Here is a 22455-nt window from a genome sequence, read left to right on the forward strand (position 1 = left end):
TGACCCGTCAGGCGCCAACTCCACAACCAGCCAGCGACGCGCGCCACGAGCCTCGTGCCGCCAGCCCGATACTCGATAACCCGTCCAGCCACCAAGCTGAGCAATACAATCCACGTCGGCCACGGCCTGCCCCAATTTGTAGTCTCGACAACCACAAGTTAGCCGGGTCGGCCGTGTGCCTCTCCCTCAGATGGGAGAAGAACCGAAAAAAAGGCCGGCATTGCCGGCCCTTCGCTACCACCCTCACTCCAACCCTCTCCCGCCAGCCGGAGAGGGAGTGATGGATCAATCCTCGACCAGCATCTTGCGCGGGAGCTTGCCCGGGCGCTGCGCCGCGTTGTAGACGAACGAGGCGACGATCGCGGAGGCCTGCTTGAGGTCGTCGGCCACCGCATGGTCCTGCACGTCCAGGTGGGTGTGGTGGACGTGGCTGAAGTAGTCCAGCTGGTCCTGCACGAACTGGAAGCCGGGGATGCCGACGCGGTCGAAGCTGACGTGGTCGGTGCTGCCGGTGTTGCGCTGGGTGACGATGGTCGCGCCGACATCGTTCCAAGGCTTCAGCCAGTCCTCGAAGATCGGCGCGATCGCCAGGTTTTCCTGGGCGTAGATGCCGCGGATCTTGCCGCTGCCGTTGTCCAGGTTGAAGTACGCGGTGATCTTCTCGTAGTCGCCGGTCCTGACCAGCTTGCCCTTGTTGGTGCGGAACGCCGCCGGGATCGCCTTCTGCGCCGGGTCGGTGGGTTCCGGGTACGCGGCGAAGTGCTTGGCCACGTAGGCCTGCGAGCCGATCAGGCCCTGCTCCTCGCCGGTCCACAGGGCGACGCGGATCGTGCGGTTGGGACGCGCGCCGACCGCCTTGAGGATGCGCACGGCCTCCATCATCACCGCCACGCCGGCACCGTTGTCGTTGGCGCCGGAACCGGTGTGCCACGAGTCCATGTGCGCGCCGAGCATCACCACTTCATTCTTGTTCGGGCCGGTGCCGGGGATCTCGGCGATGGTGTTGTAGCCCGGCTTGTTGGCGTCATCGAGGAAGCGCGCATCCACGTTCACGCGCAGCTTCACCGCCTCCTTGCGATCGATCGCGCGCATCACCGTGTTGTAGTGCTCGGCCATCATCACCAGCGCCGGCACGCCGACCGACTCGCCGGCCTTGCGCGAACCGCCGCCCATGACCCGGACGATGCCGTCGTTCCAGCTGCTGATCGACATCGTGGCGACCACGCCTTCGTCGATCAGGAACTGGTTGAGCAGCGGGCCGAATTCCTGGCGCTCGCGGAACTGCGCCAGCATCGCCGCGTCGCGGCTGCGCTCGGTCGGCAGCGGATACGACAGCAGTTCTTCCAGGCTGTCGTGGTCGTGGCGGCTGAAGTCGGACTTCTCATTGGGCTTGTACGGGCGCAGTTCGTCGATGAACAGCACCTTGCCCTTGAGCTTGCCCTTCCACTTCTCCAGGTCGCCCTTGTTCTGCAGCTTGGCGTAGATCGCCTCGCCCTCGACCGGGCCGGCGGTGCCCGGCGTCCACGCCTTTGGCAGCGCGTGCAGCGGCATGATGCGCGGGCTCAGCATCTCCACGCCGGCGTCATCGAACGACCAGCCGCGGCCGATGTCCTCGACGGCTTCGTCGTGCACGTTGGACAGGCCCCACTCGGTGAACTTGGAACGGGTCCAGCGATTGGCTTCCGCCATCGACGGCGAATTGGTCAGGCGCGGACCGATCTCGTCGGTCAGGTGGTTCAGGGTGGCCATCACCTGCGAGCGATTGAACGCCTCGGCGCGGATGCGCCCGGTCATGTCCAGGTCCACCTTCTCTTGCGCCCCGGCCACGCCGGCCACAAGCAACGCCGTCACCAACATCAATCGCTTCATCGCCATCCCCATGGTTGCAAACAAACCGTGGAGTCTAGTAAGCCCACGCGCGGCGGGCGTGGGCCATCGGTCATGCCCGCGCCAGGGCCGCCCGCGATCCGTGATCGGTCGCACGCTCCAGCCGGGCGCGCAGGACCGTGGGGAAATACTGCGCCGACCAGTCGCGGTCGTTGGCCACCTGCGCCTGTGTGCGACTGGCCTCCAGCGCATCGACGTCGAGTTCGGCGATCGCCCAGGTGTCGCGCCCACGCGTCTGCACCAGCATGCCGTCGCTGGGCAGGCCCACGTCCATCGGTGCGATCAGCGCGGCCTCGCCTGTATTCGTGTCCAGCGCCGGGCTCCACGGCGCCTCGCCCGCCGTCACCGCCTGGGCCACGAAGCAGCGGTTTTCCAGCGCGCGCGCCAGGCAGCCCACCCGCACGCGGGTCGCGCCGGCATCGGTATCCGTGCAACTGGGCACCAGCAGCAGGCGCGCGCCGGCCTCGCACTGCGCACGCACCGGCAGCGGGAATTCGCTGTCGTAGCAGACCGCGATGCCCGCGCGCACCCCGCCGGCATCGAACACCTTCAGCGCGTCGCCGGAATCGATCAGTCCGGTGCGCTTCTCGAAACCGGTGAGCCGCAGCTTGTCCTGCCACAGATGACCACCGTCCGCGGCGAAGAAATCGCTGCGGTTGCGATAACGCCCGCCTCCCGTCTCCAGCAGGAAACTGCCGGCCACGATCCCGATGCCGAGCTCACGCGCCAATCCGGCATACAACGCCAACCAGGCTTCGCGCAGCGGCTGGAGCGCCGCCAGTGACGCCTGCAATTCGCCGCGGGTCGCATCGTCGAACAGCGCCGCCAGTTCCAGCGACAGATATTCCGGCAACACCGCGAGTTGCGCGCCGCGTGCCTTCGCTTCGCCCAGCAGCGATTCCTGCTTAGCCGCGAATCCGGCGAAATCGCGCGGTTCGCCGACCGGGTACTTGCATGCCGCGACTTTCATGATGCGTCCTCGTCAACAACGTCCAGTGGCCTCAGCCAGAACGTCAGGGGATGGTCGATGTCGCCGATGCCGGTTTCGTTCCAGTGCAGGCGCATGGTCATGCCCGGCTGGCGCACGTAGCCGCGCTTGCTCCAGAACGCTTCGTTGCCGCGATGGTCGACGGGACGACGCGGATCGCGTTCGTCGCGATCCACCGCCGCGAATGCGGTCCACGCGAAGCCGCCCAGCGCGCGCGCATGCGCCTCGCGCGCATCGAAGAGCGCATGGCCGATACCGCGACGACGGTACGCCGGCAACAACACCGACTCGCCGCAATAGAACACCTTCGCCACGTCGATGCCGCGCGTGAGGAACGGCGCCTGGAACTCCGTGCTGTCCTGCGCCAGCGGAATGCCGGTGCTCGCGCCGACAACGTCATCGCCATCACGCGCAAGCACCACGATGCTGTTCGTCGATTGGGCATAGGCATCCAGATACTCACGTTCGTAGGCGGCATCGCCGTCGTAGAGGTAAGGCCAGTCGCGGAACACCGCGATGCGCAGTGCCGCGACCGCGTCCAGGTGCGGCAGCAGCGCCGCACCGGACAGGCATTCCAATGTGATCGCATCGTCCATGACGGGATTCTAGGCCGTGGCCCGTGCGTCGACATCGGCATCAAGATCGACGATGGCCGGCGTCGGCGAACGCGCCGCCACCTGGTACCAGTCGACCTTGCGCGTGGCGATCATCACCGCGGCCAGGATCGCGAACAGCAGGCCCGAGCCCAGCACCAGCGCGTTGTCCTCCGAGAGCAGCAATCCATAGAGCGCGGCATACAGCAGGCCGAGCATCGCCGCAAAGCCAATCCCGCGCGCGCGGCTGCGCAACACATGCGCCAGGTAGAACCCGAGCAGGCCGATGCAGGCAACACTCGCCGCGACGTAGGCGATGCCGAAGGCGATGTGCTCGGACGGGCCAAGCAGCAGGAGGAAGAAGATCGCCAGCGCCAGTCCGACCAGCAGGTACTGGATCGGGTGGATCGGCAACTGGCGGATGGTCTCGAACATGAAGAAGCCGACGAAGGTCAGCAGCACGAACAGCAGGCCGTACTTGCTGGCGCGGTCGAGCTTGGAATACAGGTCCACCGGCTCCACCAGCGACAAGCCGATCGCGTCCAGCGCCTGCTTGCCGTCGACGTTGCCGCCCTCGCGATACTGCGCCTGCGCATTGCTGGCCAGCGAGGACACTTCCCATTCCGCCTTGAAGCCGTTGCCGTCGATGCGTGGTGCGCGCGGCAGGAAGTCACCATTGAACTGCGGATGCGGCCAGGCCGATGCCAGCGCGATGCGGTTGCTGTCCGCCAGCGGCGCGATGCGCAGCGCCTCGGTGCCGCGCAGGGCGAAGCCGAATTGCAGCGGGAAGGCCAGCCGCCCGTCGACGATCGCACCCTCCGGCAGCAGGGCATGCACGCCGGCTTCGTTGCGACCCTGCTGGCCCTGCAGCACCGGCAGCGCGGTCGCACCCATTTTCAAGGTCGGCGTACCGGTGAGGCCGCGCACGTCGGCGATCCCGATGTCCAGCCACGGCGTGCCCAGGGTGCGCGGACGCGCCGGGTCGGCGTCGGGGATGCGTGCATCGAAGGTGGCGGCCAGCGTGCCCTGCAACTCGTAGACCCGCACCTGGTGCAGGCCGCGCTTGCGGATCGACGGCAACAGCTTGCCCTCCAGCGCCAGGGTCTTCGGGAAATACAGCCAGCGCCCTTCGACCACGGTCTGGCGCGTGCGCGGCACGCCCTGCGCGTCGGGTTCCACCACCTCGACCTGCTCGCTGTACGGCACCACCAGCACCGGCCCGGCCATGCCCTGTGCACGCGCATAACTCTGCGCCACCGCCTCCACCGCTTCCTGCCGATAGGCCTGGCGCTCGTTGATGGTGCCGCGGACCATCGTCAACGGCACCAGGATCGCCAGTGTCAGCACCACCACCATCACCGCCTTGAATGCCAATCGCATCGCCCCGCTCCATCCATGTCCGAAGTGGCATGCAGGTTCGCGTCGGCATTCGATGCCACGATGGGCGGACGATGAAGCGAGGGTGAGGCGACTCAGCCGATCGGCAACATCACCGTGGCCATTGCGCCGCCGGCCTCGCGATTTTCCAGCCGCGCCTGGCCACCATGCAGTTGCGCGATCTCGGCGACGAAGTTCAGCCCGAGTCCGCTGCTGCGGTTGCCGCCTTCCGGGCGTGGTAGCGAATAGAAGCGATCGAATACGCGCTCCAGCGCGTAGTCTGGAATCCCGGGCCCACGATCGGCGACCTCGATCGAGAGCGCATCGCCCCGGACCTGCAGCCGCACCTCGACCATGCCATCGGCGGGCGAGAAATCGATCGCGTTGTCGACCAGGTTGGCCAGCATCCGCCGCAGCAGGAACGGATCGCCCGGCAGCAGCGGCATTCCATTGTCGGCATCCACCTCGACACGCACCCGCCGAGCCTGCGCATGCGATGCCGCGTCGTCCACGACTTCGCGCGCCAGCGTCGCCATGTCCACCGCTTCCGGCCGCTCGATGCGCTGGCGGTGCTCGACCTCGGCCAGGGCCAGCAGCTTGTCGACCATCGTCGCCATGCGCCGGCTCTGGCTGCCGATGCTGGCGGCAAAGCGTGCGCGGTCTGCGTCCGGCAGCGGTGCTTCCAGCAGCTCGGCGGCGGCACGGATCGCCGCCAGCGGACTCTTCAACTCGTGGGTCAGGCTGTGCACGTACTGCTCGACGTACTGCTTGCCGTCCAGTTGCCGGCGCATGCTCTCCAGCGCGCGGCCAAGGTCGGCGAACTCGCCGGCCGGCTTCTCGATGCCGCGTGCCGGCAGGCTGGCGCGCTGCCCCGCCGACACCGCATCCGCATACCGGCGCAGCCCCGCCAGTTGCCGCGACAACCACCACGCCACCAGCAGGCCTACCAGCAAGGCGCTGCCCAGCAACACCCAGCCCCAGCGCAGGATCACGTCCTGGCTGCGCTCGATGAAGGGCTGGATGCTGCGGTTCGGCTTGGACACCGTGAGCACGCCGGCGATGCGGCCCTGGCCGTCGCGGATCGGCGCAGCCACGTACATCACCGAACTCATCTCGTCGTTCGGGTCATCACGGGTGGACCGCGCGCCGTACTCGCCGCGCAAGGTGCGGTGCACGTCGTTCCAGCGCGAGTTGTCCCGGCCTAGGTCGTGGCCTGCGGAGTCGTAGACCACGATCCCGCGCGCATCGGTCACGGTGATCCGGTAGCTGGGCGCGTGCTTGGGCTGGCCCCAGATCCTGGCGCCGATCTCGCGCTGGCCCATCGACCGGATCCGCCCGGCGAACTGGCCCTGGTTGATGCGCCCGGCCAGCAGGTCGTCGCTGGCCAGTTCCGCGAGCACGTTGGCGGTATCGGCCAGGGTGTCTTCCATCGCCTGGCGCACGCCGGGCTTGACCTGCTGCACGAAGACGTTGACCAGCAACAGCGCGGCCACCGCCACGATCAGGAAATACCCCAGCAGGACGCGCAGGCCGATCTTCATGGCGCTGCCCGCACGAGGTCAGTCGACATCGATCGAGTAACCCAGGCCGCGATGGGTGCGGATCGGGTCGCGGGCGGGATCCAGCGCGCGCAACTTGGCGCGCAGGGTCTTCACATGGGTGTCGACGGTGCGCTCGCCGCTTTCCAGCGCGTCTTCCCAGGCGCGATCGAGCAACTGCGCGCGGCTCAGGATCGCCCCCGGCCGACGCAGCAGCTCATGCAGCAGCGCGTGCTCATAGCGGGTCATGTCCAGCCAGTGGCCGGCGTAGCGGATGCGATGGGCCACGGCATCCACCTCGAACCGGCCCCGGCGCTGGGTCTCGCCGCCCTCGTGCCGGCGCAGCCGCGCGCGCACCCGCGCCACCAGCTCACGCGGGGAAAAGGGTTTCGCCATATAGTCGTCCGCGCCCAATTCCAACCCGAGCACACGGTCGATCTCGTCGTTGCGCGCGGTCAGGAACACCACGGGCACTGCGCTGGTGGTGCGCAACTCGCGGCAGACCTCGAATCCGCTGCGGTCCGGCAGGCCGACGTCGAGGATCACCAGGTCGACGCCGCCCTGCTTCAGTCGTGGCAGCACGCTGCCGCCCAGCAGGACATGTTCGGCGGTGAAGCCCTCCGCACGCAGCGCATACAGCACTGTGTCGGCGATGGCGGTTTCGTCTTCGGCCAGCAGGATGGTCGGCATGCGCGGCATCGTAGCCCGCGGAAATGGGGTCAGAGTGAAGTTTCCCGTGCACTGCTCTGGAAACGAACAAGGATGCTTGGCGGGAAATTCACTCTGACCCCATTTCCCCCACAATGCACGGATGAATTATCGCCACGCCTTCCACGCCGGCAACCACGCGGATGTGCTCAAGCACGTCGTCCTGCTGGCGCTGTGCGATGCCCTGACCGCGAAGCCCGCGCCCTGCTTCGCCCTGGACACCCATGGCGGACGCGGCCTGTACAAGCTCGATGGCGAATCCGCACAGAAGACCGGCGAAGCCCAGGACGGCATCGCCCGGTTGGTCGCGGAAAGCCCGCGCGACCCGGCGGTCCAGCGCTACCTCACCGCCGTGCGCGCCTGCAGGCAGGCGCATGGCAGCCACGCCTATCCCGGATCGCCGTGGCTGCTCGCACACGCACTGCGCGAACAGGACCACATCGCCGCCTGCGAGTTGCTGCCGGAAGAAGCAGCAGTCCTCTCCGACAACTTCGCCCGCGACCCGCGCGTGTCCGTGCATGCGCGCGACGGTTACGCGGCGATCAAGGCGATGCTGCCGCCGAAGCACGGCGCCACCCGGTTCGCCCGCGGACTGGTGCTCATCGACCCGCCGTATGAAGCGCAACTAGACGAATTCGACATCGCCATCAAGGCCCTGCGCGAAGGCCTGTCGCGCTGGCCGCAGGGCATGTTCGCCCTGTGGTACCCGATCAAGCAGGGCCGCGTCCTGCAGGCGTTCCAGCGCAAGGCGGCCGCCATCGACGCCAAATCCGCCCTGCTGCTGGAACTGCTGGTGCGGCCCGACGATTCCCCGCTGCGGATGAACGGCAGCGGCATGCTGATCCTCAACGCGCCGTGGCAGTTCGACGTGGCCATGCGGCCTGCGTTGGCCGCGCTGCAGGCGGCGCTGGGCGAGGCCGGGGCGTCATCGCGGGTGGCATGGCTGAAAAGCCCCGCGTGAAAGGTTAGGAAAAGGGGACGGAGGGAATTAAGCTCGCTTAATTCCCTCCGTCCCCTTTTCATATGCCCTCCAGCTTCTTCGCCCTGTTCGACGACATCGCCACCCTGCTCGACGACGTCTCGGTGATGACCAAGGTCGCCACCAAGAAGACCGCCGGCGTGCTGGGCGACGACCTCGCCCTCAACGCGCAGCAGGTCAGCGGGATCAACGCCGACCGCGAATTGCCGGTGGTCTGGGCGGTGGCCAAGGGCTCAATGGTCAACAAGGTGATCCTGGTGCCGGCGGCGCTGGGCGTGGCCGCACTGGAGGCGTGGCTGCGCGGCCAGGGCTACAACGTGCCGCTGATCACCCCGCTGCTCATGATCGGCGGCGCCTTCCTGTGCTACGAGGGCGTCGAGAAACTCGCGCACAAGTTCCTGCACAAGCCGCAGGAGGACGAGCAGCACCACGCCGAGCTGGTGGATGCCGTCAACGACGAATCGGTCGACATGGTCGCGTTCGAGAAGGACAAGATCAAAGGCGCGATCCGCACCGATTTCATCTTGTCCGCCGAGATCATCGTGATTTCGCTCGGTACCGTGGCCACCCAGCCTTTCATGAAGCAATTCGCGGTGCTGGTGGCGATCTCGCTGATCATGACCGTGGGCGTGTACGGCCTGGTCGGCGGCATCGTCAAGCTGGACGACCTCGGCCTGCGGCTGGCCCGAGAGGGCGCCGGCAAGCTGCGCACCGCGATCGGCCGCGGCATCCTGGCCTTCGCCCCGAAGCTGATGAAGTTCCTCTCGGTCGCCGGCACCGCGGCGATGTTCCTGGTCGGCGGCGGCATCCTGGTCCACGGCGTCCCCGCCCTGCACCACTTGGCCGAGGCCGCCCGCGCCGTCCCGCCGGGCTGGCTGTGGGAGAACCTGTACAACGCGGTGGTCGGCATCATCGCCGGCGCGCTGGTGCTGGCTGCGGTGGCCGGGATCGCCCGCCTGCGCGGCAAACCGGCCGCGGCGGCCCACTGACAGGACCCGCCGCGACACGTCCCGGACATGCGCCATTCATTTTCTTAACCCGGTTGCAGGGATGATGCCGGCATGGCCGCCCGCAACCGCATGCCCCCGTGGCACGAAAAAATCCACCTCGCCAATGGTCGCGAGGTCCTGGTCCGCCCGATTCGCCCCGAAGACGCCGTGCCGCTGCGCGCCGGCTTCGTGCTGCTGGAGCCGGATGAGGTGCGCCAGCGCTTCCTGCATCCGATGAAGGAACTGGGCGTGGAGCAGGCCGAACGCCTGACCCGTCCCGACCCGCGCCGCGAGTTCGCCCTGGTCGCCGCCGAACCCCTGCCGCCCGGCGAAGCCCTGGTCGGCGCGGTCGCCCGCATCGCCATCGACGACAACGGCCGCGACGCCGAATTCGCGATCCTGGTCAGCCACTACATCAACGGCATGGGCCTTGGGCGGCATCTCATGCGCCGGCTGGTGCGCTGGGCCAAGGGCCGCAAGGTGCTGCGTATCTATGGCGAGGTGCTGGAAAGCAACCTGCCGATGCAGGCGCTCGCGGCCTCGCTCGGCTTCCAGCGCGAATACCCCGGCGACCCGGGCATGGTGCGGATGGTGCTGGACCTGCCGCCGCCCAAGCCGAAGGCGCCACCGCCGCTGCCGGGCGTGATCACCCCGGGCCGCTGACCCGAGCGGCTAAACTCCCCGGCTGTTTTCCTCAATCAGGACACTCTAGCGCTGGCGCACCGCGTCCGGCGCCAGTCGCCTTTTTCGCATGCCCGATCCCGCCTCGCCGCTGTCGTTTCCCGTCCCCCTGCCCAAATCCGGCCAGTCGCGTGCCTGGTGGCGTGCGCCCGCGTCCGGGACCGCCTTGGCCTGCGCGATCGCCGCCGCCGCGCGCCGCCATCCCGGCCCGCTGCTGGTGGTTGCCCGCGACAACCACGCTGCGCACCAGTTGGAAGCCGACCTGCGCCTGCTGGCCGCCGGCGAGGACGGCCTGCCCGTGCTCGGCTTCCCCGACTGGGAGACCCTGCCCTACGACCGCTTCAGCCCGCATCCCGACATCGTCAGCCAGCGCCTGGCCACGCTGGCGAAACTGCCCGACCTCGCCCGCGGCATCGTGGTGGTGCCGGTCGCCACCCTGATGCAGCGGCTGGCTCCGCTGGGCCACGTACTGGGCAACCGCTTCGACCTGCGCAGCGGCCAACGCCTCGACCTCGATGCCGAAAAACGCCGCCTGGAATCCGCCGGCTACCGCAACGTCCCGCAGGTGCAGGACCCCGGCGATTTCGCCGTGCGCGGCGGCCTGCTCGATGTCTATCCGATGGGCAGCGACGCGCCGTTCCGGCTGGAATTGCTCGACGACGAGATCGACACGATCCGGGTATTCGACCCGGAATCGCAGCGTTCGCTGGAGCGGATCGACCGCATCGAACTGCTGCCCGGCCGCGAGGTCCCGCTGGACGATGCGCGCGTGCAACTCGCACTGGATGCGCTGCGCGAACGCTTCGACATCGACACTCGCCGCAGCGCACTGGTGCAGGACCTGAAGGCCGGGGTTGCGCCGGCCGGCATCGAGTACTACCTGCCGCTGTTCTTCGAGAAGCCGCGCGGCGCCGGATCCAGCACCGCGACGCTGTTCGACTACCTCGCCGACGGCATGCTGCCGCTGCTCTGCGACGGCGTCGGCGAGGCCGCCGAGCACGCCTGGCAGCAGATCGGCCAGCGCTACGAGCAACTGCGCCACGATGTCGAACGGCCGCTGCTGCCGCCTGCCGACCTGTGGCTCGCGCCGGATGCACTGCGCGAGATCCTCAACCGCGGCGACCGCATCGAAGTCTGCCCCCCCGCGCACCCACGCCACGCCGATGCACAGCCGCTACCGGTGCAACCCGCGCCTGCCTTGCCGCTGGCGGCCAAGGACCACGCCCCCGCGCAGGCACTACGCGATTTCCTCGGCAGCTATCCGGGCCGCGTGCTGGTCGCCGCGGATTCGCCGGGTCGGCGCGAGGCCTTGCGGGAAGTGCTGGAGGCGGCGGGACTGTCGCCCACGGTGCTGCCGGGCTGGCATGAGTTCGCCACCCACGATGCGCGCTTCACGCTCGCCGTCGCCGCCTTCGACGACGGCTTCGCCCTCGCTGACCCCGCGCTCTGCGTGCTCACCGAACGCCAGTTGTTCCCCGAGCGCGCCTCGCAGCCGCGCCGCCGCAAGCGCGCCGGGCGCGAACCCGAAGCGATCATCCGCGACCTCGGCGAGCTCTCGCTGGGCGCGCCGATCGTGCACGAGGACCACGGCGTCGGTCGCTATCGCGGACTGGTGGCCATGGACATCGGCGGCATGCCCGGCGAATTCCTCGACATCGAATACGCCAAGGGCGATCGCCTGTACGTGCCAGTCGCGCAACTCGACCGCATCAGCCGCTATTCCGGCGCCAACCCGGACACCGCGCCGCTGCACAACCTGGGCGGCGAACAATGGGCGAAGGCCAAGAAGAAGGCCGCCGAGAAGGTCCGCGACGTCGCCGCCGAACTGCTGGAGATCCAGGCCCGTCGCCACGCGCGCAAGGGCCTGGCGATCGACGTCGACCGGGCGATGTACGAACCGTTCGCCGCCACCTTCCCGTTCGAGGAGACCCCGGACCAGCACGCCGCCATCGAAGCCGTGATCCGCGATCTCGCCTCCTCGCAGCCGATGGACCGGGTGGTCTGCGGCGATGTCGGCTTCGGCAAGACCGAGGTCGCGGTGCGCGCGGCCTTCGTCGCCGCGACCGGCGGCAAGCAGGTCGCGGTGCTGGTGCCGACCACGCTGCTGGCCGAGCAGCATTACCGCAACTTCCGCGACCGCTTCGCCGACTGGCCGCTGAAGGTCGAAGTGCTGTCGCGCTTCAAGTCGAAGAAAGAAATCGACGCCGAGCTGCAGAAGCTCGCCGAAGGCAAGCTCGACGTGATCGTCGGCACCCATCGCCTGCTGCAGCCGGACGTGAGGTTCAAGGACCTCGGCCTGGTGATCGTAGACGAGGAACAACGCTTCGGCGTGCGCCAGAAGGAAGCGCTGAAGGCGCTGCGCGCCAACGTGCACCTGCTCACCCTGACCGCCACGCCGATCCCGCGCACGCTCAACATGGCGATGGCCGGCCTGCGCGACCTGTCGATCATCGCCACCCCGCCGGCCAATCGCCTGGCGGTGCAAACTTTCGTCCACGCCTGGGACGATGCGCTGCTGCGCGAGGCCTTCCAGCGCGAACTCGCGCGCGGCGGCCAGGTGTATTTCCTGCACAACGACGTCGAGAGCATCGGCCGCATGCACGACCAGTTGCAGGCTCTGGTGCCGGAGGCGCGCATCGGCATCGCCCATGGGCAGATGCCGGAACGCGAACTGGAGCGGGTAATGCTGGACTTCCACAAGCAGCGCTTCAACGTGCTGCTGTGCACGACCATCATCGAATCCGGCATCGACATCCCCAACGCCAACACCATCGTCATCCACCGCGCCGACAAGTTCGGCCTGGCCCAATTGCACCAGTTGCGCGGCCGTGTCGGTCGTTCGCACCACCGCGCGTATGCCTACCTCACGATCCCGGACCAGCGCAGCATCACCAGCGACGCGAAGAAGCGGCTGGAAGCGATCGCCTCGATGGATGAACTCGGCGCCGGCTTCACCCTGGCGACGCACGACCTGGAAATCCGCGGCGCCGGCGAACTGCTGGGCGAAGGCCAGAGCGGGCAGATGGCCGAAATCGGCTTCAGCCTTTACACCGAGTTGCTGGAACGCGCGGTCAAGTCGATCAAACAGGGCAAGCTGCCCGATGTCGATGGCGACAGCCGCCACGGCGCCGACGTCGACCTGCACGTCCCCGCGCTGATCCCCGACGACTACCTGCCCGATCCGCACGCACGCCTGACCCTCTACAAGCGCATCAGCGCCGCCCGCGACGCCGATGCCCTGCGCGAATTGCAGGTCGAAATGATCGACCGCTTCGGCCTGCTCACCGATCCCACCAGGCACCTGTTCGCGACCGCTGAGTTGAAGCTCGATGCCACCCGCCTCGGCATTCGCAAGCTCGACCTCGGCGGGACGGGTGGCCGCCTGCAGTTCGTCGAGAAGCCCAACGTCGACCCGATGGCGGTCATCCGCCTGATCCAGGGCCAGCCGAAGCACTACCGGATGGACGGCCCGGACAAACTGCGCATCACCCTGGACCTGCCGGATGCCACGACACGTTTCAATGCGGCACGTGGCCTGTTGACGGCACTGGCGCCGGGCTAGCCGTATGCTCTGCCGCATGACTCGATTCCTTGCCTGCATCGCACTGGCGCTCACGCTTGCCGGCTGCGCCGTGACCGCGCCTCGCACCGCGGACACCGCTGCCGTCACCTTCATCGTGGTCCGCCACGCCGAAAAGGTCGATGCCAGCCGCGACCCCGACCTGAGCCCTGCTGGCCATGCGCGCGCGCAGGCGCTGGCCGCCTCCCTCGGCGAGCGTGAACTCGCCGCCGCCTACGCCACCGAGTTCAAGCGCACCTCGCAAACACTGGCGCCCAGTGCGGAAGCACGCGGCATGGCGATCACCCCGTATCCCGCCGGGCAGCCCGCGACCGAATTCGCCGCACGGCTGCGAGCTAGGCATCCGCGTGGCGCCGTGCTGATCGCCGGCCACAGCAACACCGTGCCGGATATCGTCGCCGCGCTCTGTGCCTGCACGACCGCACCGATCCCGGACCACGAATATGATCGCCTGAGCATCATCCGCATCGGAGCCGATGGTCGCGCACGGCTGGACGTCACCCGCTACGGCGCAGCATCGCCCGCACCGTGACCGACGCCATCCCGGACTGGACCGGCGATGTCGCCGCCCTGCGTGCCGTGCAGGCCGACCTCGCGCAGCGTGTCGTCCTCCGCGACGATTTCGCCAGGCCGCTGCGCACCATCGCCGGCTTCGACGTCGGCTTCGAGGACGATGGCGCCACCACCCGCGCCGCTGCCGTCCTGCTCGATGCGGACACGCTCGAGGTCATTGACCAGCAGGTTGCGCGCCTGCCCACGCGCATGCCGTACATCCCCGGCTTCCTCAGCTTCCGCGAACTCCCCGCGCTGCTCGAGGCACTGGCGATGCTCCAGGCTGCGCCGGACCTCGCATTCATCGACGGCCACGGCATCGCCCATCCGCGCCGGCTCGGCATCGCCGCGCATTTCGGCGTCGACACCGGCCTGCCCAGCATCGGCGTGGCCAAGAAGATCCTCACCGGCGAAGCGCGCATGGCCCTGCACGAGATGCGCGGCGCCTTTACCCCGCTGCGCAGCGGCAAGGAGCAGATCGGCTGGCTCCTGCGCAGCAAGCCCGGTTGCCTGCCGCTGATCGTGTCGCCCGGCCACCGCGTCGCGATGCCCTCCGCACCGGAACTGGTGATGCGCTATGTCGGCAAATACCGCTTGCCGGAACCCACCCGCCTCGCCGACCGCTTGGCCTCGCGCCGCGGCCCGCGCATGCGCGATGTCGGATCCCCCGATCTGTTCGCTGGCGATGACGGCTAGGCTCGCGCCGCATTCATGCCGTCAACGCTAGGCTGCGGCAATCCCCTCCAGGAATTGCCGCCATGCCACGCATCGTCGCCGCCCTTCTGCTGGGCAGCCTGCTCGGCGCTTGCGCCTATTCGTACAACGTCGGCGTGAAGGCCGTGGATGGCAGCACCGTTGCCTTGATGCCGGGGCAATCGGCGACCTTGGCGGATGGCCTGTTGCGCTACATCCGCCTGTCCAGCGACTCACGCTGCAAGCCCGGCGTGCAATGCGTCTGGGCCGGCGATGCGGTGATCGAGCTGCAGTGGATACCGACCCGCGGCGCTCCTCGTGCACTCAACCTGCATCTCAATCCGCAGGCAGGGCCGACTTCGGCCAAGCTCGACACGCGCGACGTCACCTTCACCCACCTCGGCCATCCAGCGCCGCAGGCCAGCCTGCGCATCGATCGCCGCACCACGCCATGACATCGCGCATTCGCGTCAGAAGCGATCCAGCGGACTGACCGTCCCTCGCACCGGCTGGTGCACATGGGTGTAGATCATCGTCGTGTCCAGGTGGCGATGCCCCAGCAACTGCTGGATCGTGCGGATGTCGACACCCTGCGCCAGCAAGTGCGTCGCGAACGAATGCCGCAGCACATGCAATGACGCCTGCTTGTGGCAACCGGTGATGCGCAACGCCTCGTGGAACGCCTCCTGCACCGTCGAGGGCGACAGATGCCAGCGCAGGCGACGACCGCTTCCCGGGCATGGCCGCACCGCGCTGGACGCGAACAGGAACTGCCAGCCGAACGCCCGCGATGCCGACGGATACTTCCGCTCCAGCGCGCCCGGCAACGGCGCATGGCCATCGCCCCGCGCCAGGTCCCGCTTGTGCAAGGCCAGGCGCCACAGTGCCAAGCGGTGCATCGAATCCCGCACGCGCCCGGGAAGGATCGCCACCCGATCCTTCGCGCCCTTGCCCGCCCGCACGGTGATCGTGCCCGCGCGGAAATCCACGTCCTTCACCCGCAACGCCAGCGCCTCGCCGACGCGCATGCCCGAGCCATAGAGCAACGCCGCCACCAGCCGCGGCATCCCGTGCATCGCATTGAGGATCGCCCGCACCTGCTCCACCGCCAGCACCACTGGCACCCGCGCCGGTCGCCGCATCGTGCGCAAGCCCTCCAACCGACCCACCTCGCGACCCAGTACCTGCCGGAACAGGAACAGCACGCCGTGCAAGGCCTGCAGATGCGTACTCGCCGCCACCCGCTCCACCGCGGCCAGATGGTCGAGGAAGCGCACCACCCCGGCCGTCTCCAGCGGCTGCCCGCCGAGGAAGTCCATGAGCCGCCGGGCCCAATATCGGTAGGCCGCCTCCGTGCTCCTGCTCAGGTGCCGTCGCCGACACGCCAATCCCACCTGCTCCAACACCTCATCCCGCGATCCAGCTTCCGCCGCTTGGCTACCCCATCACCGTCGCACCTCCGTGCTGTGAAAGACACCAGCCTACGCCGGTCCCGACGGCTCAGCGATCCAGCGGACTGCGCACCGCGTTGGGACCGCGGTTGAGCACGTGCGTGTAGATCTGCGTCGTCGCCACGTCCTTGTGCCCCAGCAATTCCTGGATCGTTCGGATGTCGTAACCCGCCTCCAGCAAATGGGTCGCGAAGGAATGCCGCAGCGTGTGCGCCGTCACCGGCTTGTCGATCGCCGCCCGGTTCCGCGCCTGCTTGAGCGCCCGCGACACGAACTCCGCATCGACGTGATGCCGGCGCTCGGTATCGTCGCGCGGATCCAGCGAACGATTCCGCGCTGGGAAGACGTACTGCCAGGCGAACTCACGCGGACCGTTGATGTACTTGCGCGCCAAGGCATGCGGCAACCACACCGCCCCGAACCCTGCCGCCAGGTCGCTCGCATGCAGGATGCGCGCGCGTTCGACCTCCAACTGCAGGGGTTCCACCAGGCTGCGCGGCAACACCGTGCGCCGATCCTTCCCGCCCTTGCCATCCCGCACGGTGATCTCCCCCCGCGCGAAATCGACATCCTTGACCCGCAAGCGCAAGCATTCCATCAGGCGCATCCCGGTTCCGTACAGCACGCTGGCCAGCAACCAGGCCCGACCATCCAGTTGCGCCAGCAGCAAGCGCACTTCTTCACCGGCCAACACCACCGGCAGCTTGCGCGCCCGCTTCGCACGCACCACGTCCTCCATCCAGTCCATGCGCGCCCGCAGGACATCGCGGTACAGGAACAACAGCGCCGACAAGGCCTGGTTCTGCGTCGACGACGCGACCTGTCCTTCCACCGCCAATCGCGTGAGGAACGCTTCGACCTCACGCTGCCCCATGTCCGCCGGATGCCGCAATCGATTCGCCAAGATGAACCGCTTGATCCACCCCAGATATACCCCCTCGGTTCTGACGCTGTAGTGCCGAGCCCGCAACACGCGGCGAACGTCTTCGACCAGCGCCGATATCCTGGCCAACTGCGACTCATCACCCTCCCAATTCGGCTCACCCACAACACCGGGATATTTCGGGGTTTCAACGACATAAAGCATATGACCGCACCCGTGCTGGATTTGCACCCCATGCTGCACACCAACCCTCGTGCACTCATTCAGTAAAAAACTGTTTGTTAGGTAAGATTTCCCCTCAGCCTGATCAAACACAAATGAACAAACAGCACTATGCTGCCCGTTCGCAAGCTACTAGGCGTTAGGCCCAGATATGGCTTTTAGCGAATTCGAGACAAAGAGATTTGAGAAGGTCGTTGACTCCTTCATCCAAAAGCATCGGCCACCACCGCATATCCGGCCAAAATTGGACCTAGCCTTCCGGATTTCCGGCCAAAGTATCGAGATATTTGAGATTCGTCCGCGCTGGCGTGGGGAACCAGGCGAGACAACAGAGCATCCGGTAGCAAAGACAACCTACGTCAGGGCGCAAGACTGTTGGAAGATCTACTGGCAACGTGCAGACCTTAAGTGGCATATCTACCCTGAAGCACCCAGAGTTCGTTCAGTCGAACGATTCTTAGCTCTCGTTGCTGAGGACAAGCACGCATGCTTTTTTGGTTAAGGGCTGGGCCTAACAATTCGTTCAAGCCGAGACCGCTTCGCGGCTCGGCTTAAATGGTAGCGTTTACCATCACGCCAAGCCGCGCAGCGGCCCGGCTTAACTCAGGCGTTAGATGGCAATGAAAATTCTCGCTCTCATAGCAAGAGAAAAATCACAAAGCCAACAGCCAGAACAAGACCTGTCGCTGCGCAGATTACCCCAACAAGATTTGCTCCACCCGGAGTCATTCTTCCAGTAATCAAAATCCTCGTTCGAGCGATTCCACTCTTCATGAGTTATGCCTCTTAGTAGCGCACATCTCCACGCCCTCGCAGGAGATGAACACTGGAGGCACGGCTACGGAGAGGATAGTCAACATCCCCGCAACCGGCCAAAGACCAGTCGACCTACCCCACGGTTGCGCGTGAATGTGGAGTGGTCGGCAGGTCTTCGGACTCACGGATCAACTACTCGGCAAACAGCCTTTCATATCCGTTACCGTTGCGGGGCAGTTCCGGGCTCAAACCGGATTCCCTTTTCAGCCCAGACAGGCCTATCAGGCGTGTCGGGCACCGACAGTTTCAACATATTGATGCTCCCAAGGCGTGTCAAGCCCGGTTGCCATCTAACAATTCGTTCAAGCCGAGCCCGCTTCGCGGCCTCGGCAGAGCGTCGTAGGATTGTCACTCTGCCGTGGCCGCAAATCGGCCCGGCTTAACTCAGGCGTTAGGTCTCAATGAAGCCTCTAGCGACTTTGTACAGCGCGACCATTTCGGCAACGCTAGCGATATGCAGCGCCACCGGCTGTGCGAACACTCCTGCAGTTGGTGAATCAGTAGGCATCACCGCCGTAGCCGAGTTCGTTCCAACGCCTGTTGGATGCGGAGTGATATTTATCGGGACACCCGTGACGTTTCGCGTCGTGTCCGGCCCGTCACCACTCAAGGGTGAACTGATCCAGGCTGTCGTCCCATGCCTTGATTTCTATCCAGAGTTCTACGCCGCAGGCGTCACTTACCAGCTCCAGCTTACGCAGAAGAATCTCTACAAGATTGAGGTCTGGCCGGATCTACTGACGGCGCCCAACGAGTTCTTCCTAAAATCAGCAACCAACTTGGCAACCGGCGACAAGAATACGTGGGCCGACCCAGTCACACGCCGAGGGTACTAGCTCGGGTTCAAAGAGTTGAGACCTAACAATTCGTTCAAGCCGAGCCCGCTTCGCGGCCTCGGCAGAGCAACGTAACATTGTCACTCTGCCGTGGCCGCGCAGCGGCCCGGCTTAACTCAGGCGTTAGATCTCAATTGGAGTAACCGGTGACCGAAGAAAAATCAGAGGCGGACTGCCCGCTTTGCGCCAGCCCTGCGCAAAACTTCTACACCAGTCGCAAGGACCGCAAGCGTTATGAGTGCCAGGCTTGCATTCACCCGTTTCTAATTGGTCGCAAGGCGGAAAACATCCTGAGGGCTGAGTTCGCGGCCTCATCTCGCTCTGCTTTCTGCGAACGCGTAAGGGACACTCCAGACGGCTACATTGCAGACATCTATTGCCCGCCCTCCATTCCCAATGACACTGCAGAGGCAAGAGTCGTACTGGACTTCATACTAAAGAACGGATCAGTGGACTGAGATCTAACAATTCGTTCAAGCCGAGACCGCTTCGCGGCCTCGGCAAATGGCCGCTACCATTCAGCCACTTGCCGCTGCCGCTGCGCGGTCCGGCTTAACTCAGGCGTTAGGTGTCACATGAGGCGTCATCAGCATCTTGAAAGACTTTTTGCAACAACCGCATCTCTGCTGCTTCCAACCACCGCAATCGCCTCTGACTACTCGGGCTTCATTTATTTCTTTGCGGGGATCGCTGTAGTTCTGACACTCTTCATTGGGGTTGTTGCTTACTTCGCAACGAGAAACGTTAAGAGTGTCATCCTTCGTTCAATCGTTTGGGGCACTTTGATTGCGCTCGTTGTAACCCCTGCCAATCTGGGGGGAAGCGGCACTTCCGCTGGCCCGCCGATCTTTGATCTCGTGATCTTTGCATTCAGCGGAGATCCGGCGTACGCAGTTGGTTCATTGAAGGCGCTAGCCATATCTGCACCCTTGTCTTCGTTGCTCGTTGCAATGTTGCTCTGGGGGCGTCCAAAGCCCAGCGGCAGGTAGTTCACGGCGAGACACCTAACAATTCGTTCAAGCCGAGCCCGCTTCGCGGCCTCGGCAGAGCGCCGTAAGATTGTCACTCAGCCGTGGCCGCAAATCGGGCCGGCTTAACTCAGGCGTTAGGCGCTTAGATGCAAGAGCCACAGACCTGCTATCTATGCTCTCTCGTGATCGAGGACGACTCTTCGCGTGATCATGTACCTCCCAAGCAGCTTTACGTTCGCTCTGTAAGGCAAGCTCATGCACCGAACCTATTCACGCTTCCGACTCATGGTGAATGCAACAAGTCCTTCCAGCATGACGAAGACTATTTCGTAAACTCGCTCGCTCCATTTGCAGCGGGCTCTTACGCGGGAAATTCGCTGCTCGCAGACATCGGTCGAAAATTCCAGTCGGGTCAGAAAGTTGGACTCGTAAAGACTGTGCTTACTGAGTTCGAGCAAACGCCCTCAGGCCTTCAGCTCCCACCCGGCTTGATAGCAAAGCGAATTGACCCATCACGCATACGACGAGTTCTTTGGAAAATAATCCGCGGGCTCTACTTCAAAGAACACGGGAAGATTCTTTCCCCTGATGTGAGGGTGGGAATCGAGATCTTCCCGCCAGATCGTGAGCCCACCAAACTTTTTCAAGATGCTTTAGGGCCGCTGGAGTCGCGTGGCCAGTACCAGGGTGTTTTTGACTACAAATATTTTCGTGACACTGATCAGAGCAATCTTGAGTACTGGGGTTTGCTGTTCTGGGATCGCCTGATCATCACCGCTCTCTTCAAACCCAATGAAGAGCACGCGCCTAACAATTCGTTCAAGCCGACACCGCTTCGCGGCGTCGGCAAAGCCTCGTAAGATTGTGGCCTTGCCGCCGCCGCAAATCGGTGCGGCTTAACTCAGGCGTTAGGCCCCATGAAGCATGTGTTCTCGCTTGCCTGCCTTCTACTCACCTCGTGCCAAGTTGCAGCTGTTCGCACTCTCGGCCCCGCGCGTCTAGAAATCGCACAAGACCTCACCGCAACAAGTCCAGGCCGCATTTACGCCGTTGACGGCCATCCCGCACCAGATGGGCCGCTCCTCGTGGCACCCGGCGCGTTGAAAATAGAATTTGAGTGCCCAGGACAAGTGACTGTTGACGGCAACAGGTCATTCGTCGCCGCACTGCAAAGCGGCAAGCGATATGAGTTCTACTGCAGTAATTCGGCGCCTCATGTCCGTGAACTACCACAACAGGCTGGGGCCTAACAATTCGTTCAAGCCGAGACCGCTTCGCGGCTCGGCTTAGTGCGGTAACGTGTACCACACCGCCGTGCCGCGCAGCGGTCCGGCTTAACTCAGGCGTTAGCCCCCATGAACCACGATCACGTCGCACTGGTGAGACAAGCAATTCCTCTTTGGTATGCCCATGTCGCGTGGGGAAAAGAGTTGCTGATTCGTACATTCAACTTGGCTGACGCCTCGGACATTCTGAGTCCCGCGCATCGCCGTTTCCAGGCCATCCCGAATACCTGCTGGTTCGTCAGACCGCATGGAATTGGCGTGCACATCTTCAAGACGCCAGAAGTGGGTGGCATTGACTTTGACTTTGATAAGCCGGACCCGGATGAGTGGCGTTTAGCGCTTTTTATCCAGCGTCAGGTCAATGATGGGCAACTGTCGTATCTCGCCTACCGAGAACTTGTAGATGACCAAGAACTATTGAACCAAGCAGTTGCGACCGCCCTCGCTGGGGGCTAACAATTCGTTCAAGCCGAGCCCGCTTCGCGGCCTCGTGCAAGCTCTGGTAATTTTCACTTGCCCAAGGCCGCAAAGCGGCCCGGCTTAACTCAGGCGTTAGGTGTGCAGTGAAGAAAATCGCCGACGAGCGCACTAGCGAGCACTACGAGAAGCTCTTGAAGGAGAACCAACGACTCCACGAGCGGATCGTCACGCTGGAAGTTGAGATTGACTCAGTTAAGTCAAAGAACGCTGCGATTATGAAAGAAATCGACAAGCGGGCGCACGGCCTATATTTGGCTCAGATCGCACGCATCAAACAAATCTCAGAACGCGCTTTGAGCGACCATGAGGGCGGGCAACAAGATCATGGCTCGCACACCTAACAATTCGTTCAAGCCGAGTCCGCTTCGCGGCCTCGGCGCAGTGTCGTAACCTGTACACCACGCCGTGGCCGCTGCGCTGCCCGGCTTAACTCAGGCGTTAGATTGAGTTGGCGCGAGGCTCTTAAAATTTTCTCGCAAAAGCGGTTTAGGCAATGGTGAAGGGCTAGGAACCGCCTTCGCAGGCCAATCTCCTGGTCTTGCTCACGGGCCGTCCTCGTCAAGCTGCGGCGGCCCTGCCTTCACTGGCAGCGTGTCGGTTCATAGGCCAATCTCAATCTAACAATTCGTTCAAGCCGAGTCCGCTTCGCGGCCTCGGCAGAGCATCGTAAGATGCTGTCTCTGCCGTGGCCGCTCCGCTCCCCGGCTTAACTCAGGCGTTAGGTCTGCAATAGATCATCGCAACTGAAAACGCAGTTCATTGCGACTTGTAGCGTCAGGCTCCATGCGGTTCGCAGCACGGCGTTGCCGCCCTGCTCCCAACGTCCGCAAACGGCTGCGCCGATTGCCTGGGAGCAAAATCCCGACGGTGCGAGCAACTTGAAGCGATCATGCGCATGTGGATTGGCAGCTTTGGCTCTTCGCCGCGTATTTTTTGGTGCTCTGA

General features: G+C 65.0%; 20 protein-coding genes and 1 riboswitch. Of the genes, 11 read left to right on the forward strand and 9 right to left on the reverse strand.

All coding sequences use genetic code 11. From position 1 onward, the window contains the following. Nucleotides 1–285: 285 nt before the first annotated feature. The 6 genes from ACE3T8_RS14220 to creB all read right to left on the reverse strand — a co-directional run bounded on the left by ACE3T8_RS14220 (nt 286) and on the right by creB (nt 7082). Entirely contained in the window at nt 286–1869 is a 1584-nt protein-coding gene (locus ACE3T8_RS14220; RefSeq protein ID WP_374610016.1) for a M20/M25/M40 family metallo-hydrolase, read from the reverse strand. A gap of 70 nt (nt 1870–1939) precedes the next feature. Then, the gene (locus tag ACE3T8_RS14225) at nt 1940–2857 is read right to left on the reverse strand and encodes a carbon-nitrogen hydrolase family protein (RefSeq protein ID WP_374610018.1); all 918 of its coding nucleotides are present in this window, start codon (nt 2855–2857) and stop codon (nt 1940–1942) included. Continuing rightward, on the reverse strand, nt 2854–3471 hold the full coding sequence (locus tag ACE3T8_RS14230; RefSeq protein WP_374610020.1) for a GNAT family N-acetyltransferase: 618 nt from the start codon (nt 3469–3471) through the stop codon (nt 2854–2856). Before ACE3T8_RS14230 ends, ACE3T8_RS14225 begins: the two co-directional genes overlap by 4 nt. A 9-nt stretch (nt 3472–3480) precedes the next feature. Then, a complete protein-coding gene (gene creD, locus ACE3T8_RS14235) occupies nt 3481–4848 on the reverse strand; it encodes a cell envelope integrity protein CreD (protein ID WP_374610021.1) in 1368 nt (455 codons plus the stop codon). Between the two features lie 92 nt (nt 4849–4940). Continuing rightward, nucleotides 4941–6386 carry a two-component system sensor histidine kinase CreC gene (gene creC / locus ACE3T8_RS14240; protein WP_374610023.1) on the reverse strand — a complete coding sequence of 482 codons (1446 nt, stop codon included), beginning with the start codon at nt 6384–6386 and terminating at the stop codon, nt 4941–4943. A gap of 18 nt (nt 6387–6404) precedes the next feature. After that, entirely contained in the window at nt 6405–7082 is a 678-nt protein-coding gene (gene creB / locus ACE3T8_RS14245; RefSeq protein ID WP_374610025.1) for a two-component system response regulator CreB, read from the reverse strand. A gap of 112 nt (nt 7083–7194) precedes the next feature. Here creB and ACE3T8_RS14250 point away from each other — a divergent pair, with 112 nt between their 5' ends. The 7 genes from ACE3T8_RS14250 to ACE3T8_RS14280 all read left to right on the forward strand — a co-directional run bounded on the left by ACE3T8_RS14250 (nt 7195) and on the right by ACE3T8_RS14280 (nt 15020). Further along, the gene (locus ACE3T8_RS14250; RefSeq protein WP_374610027.1) at nt 7195–8052 is read left to right on the forward strand and encodes a 23S rRNA (adenine(2030)-N(6))-methyltransferase RlmJ; all 858 of its coding nucleotides are present in this window, start codon (nt 7195–7197) and stop codon (nt 8050–8052) included. 62 nt (nt 8053–8114) lie between these two features. Then, entirely contained in the window at nt 8115–9059 is a 945-nt protein-coding gene (locus tag ACE3T8_RS14255; protein ID WP_374610029.1) for a DUF808 domain-containing protein, read from the forward strand. A gap of 72 nt (nt 9060–9131) precedes the next feature. Continuing rightward, nucleotides 9132–9722 carry a GNAT family N-acetyltransferase gene (locus ACE3T8_RS14260; RefSeq protein WP_374610030.1) on the forward strand — a complete coding sequence of 197 codons (591 nt, stop codon included), beginning with the start codon at nt 9132–9134 and terminating at the stop codon, nt 9720–9722. An 88-nt stretch (nt 9723–9810) separates the two neighbouring features. Continuing rightward, on the forward strand, nt 9811–13302 hold the full coding sequence (gene mfd, locus ACE3T8_RS14265) for a transcription-repair coupling factor (protein WP_374610032.1): 3492 nt from the start codon (nt 9811–9813) through the stop codon (nt 13300–13302). Nucleotides 13303–13318: 16 nt separating this feature from the next. After that, nucleotides 13319–13852 (forward strand): phosphoglycerate mutase family protein, encoded by a 534-nt coding sequence (locus ACE3T8_RS14270; protein ID WP_374610034.1) that lies wholly within the window; start codon nt 13319–13321, stop codon nt 13850–13852. Continuing rightward, nucleotides 13837–14568: a deoxyribonuclease V gene (gene nfi / locus ACE3T8_RS14275; RefSeq protein WP_374610047.1), complete on the forward strand. Its 732-nt coding sequence runs from the start codon at nt 13837–13839 to the stop codon at nt 14566–14568. The genes ACE3T8_RS14270 and nfi overlap by 16 nt, the downstream gene beginning before the upstream one ends. 62 nt (nt 14569–14630) lie before the next feature. Beyond that, complete coding sequence (locus ACE3T8_RS14280; RefSeq protein ID WP_374610036.1) at nt 14631–15020, forward strand: hypothetical protein; 390 nt, start codon at nt 14631–14633, stop codon at nt 15018–15020. Nucleotides 15021–15035: 15 nt separating this feature from the next. Here the strand turns inward: ACE3T8_RS14280 and ACE3T8_RS14285 are convergent, their stop codons facing one another. Together ACE3T8_RS14285 and ACE3T8_RS14290 are read right to left on the reverse strand one after the other, a co-directional pair. Continuing rightward, entirely contained in the window at nt 15036–15971 is a 936-nt protein-coding gene (locus tag ACE3T8_RS14285; protein WP_374610037.1) for an integron integrase, read from the reverse strand. Between the two features lie 94 nt (nt 15972–16065). Then, complete coding sequence (locus ACE3T8_RS14290) at nt 16066–17028, reverse strand: integron integrase (protein ID WP_374610049.1); 963 nt, start codon at nt 17026–17028, stop codon at nt 16066–16068. Nucleotides 17029–17272: 244 nt separating this feature from the next. Here ACE3T8_RS14290 and ACE3T8_RS14295 point away from each other — a divergent pair, with 244 nt between their 5' ends. The 4 genes from ACE3T8_RS14295 to ACE3T8_RS14310 all read left to right on the forward strand — a co-directional run bounded on the left by ACE3T8_RS14295 (nt 17273) and on the right by ACE3T8_RS14310 (nt 21851). Then, a complete protein-coding gene (locus tag ACE3T8_RS14295) occupies nt 17273–17623 on the forward strand; it encodes a DUF3024 domain-containing protein (RefSeq protein ID WP_374610038.1) in 351 nt (116 codons plus the stop codon). A 402-nt stretch (nt 17624–18025) separates the two neighbouring features. After that, nucleotides 18026–18194: riboswitch (cobalamin riboswitch) on the reverse strand. Nucleotides 18195–19926: 1732 nt separating this feature from the next. Next, nucleotides 19927–20604: a hypothetical protein gene (locus ACE3T8_RS14300; RefSeq protein WP_374610040.1), complete on the forward strand. Its 678-nt coding sequence runs from the start codon at nt 19927–19929 to the stop codon at nt 20602–20604. Between the two features lie 495 nt (nt 20605–21099). Then, on the forward strand, nt 21100–21486 hold the full coding sequence (locus tag ACE3T8_RS14305; RefSeq protein WP_374610042.1) for a hypothetical protein: 387 nt from the start codon (nt 21100–21102) through the stop codon (nt 21484–21486). 107 nt (nt 21487–21593) lie between these two features. Then, entirely contained in the window at nt 21594–21851 is a 258-nt protein-coding gene (locus tag ACE3T8_RS14310) for a hypothetical protein (protein WP_374610043.1), read from the forward strand. A 377-nt stretch (nt 21852–22228) separates the two neighbouring features. On the opposite strand, the gene ACE3T8_RS14315 is transcribed toward ACE3T8_RS14310, so the two are convergent. After that, on the reverse strand, nt 22229–22455 hold a 227-nt coding region (locus ACE3T8_RS14315; protein WP_374610045.1), incomplete at its 5' end, for a hypothetical protein.

It is taken from the genome of Thermomonas sp., assembly GCF_041919455.1.
GTDB lineage: Bacteria > Pseudomonadota > Gammaproteobacteria > Xanthomonadales > Xanthomonadaceae > Thermomonas.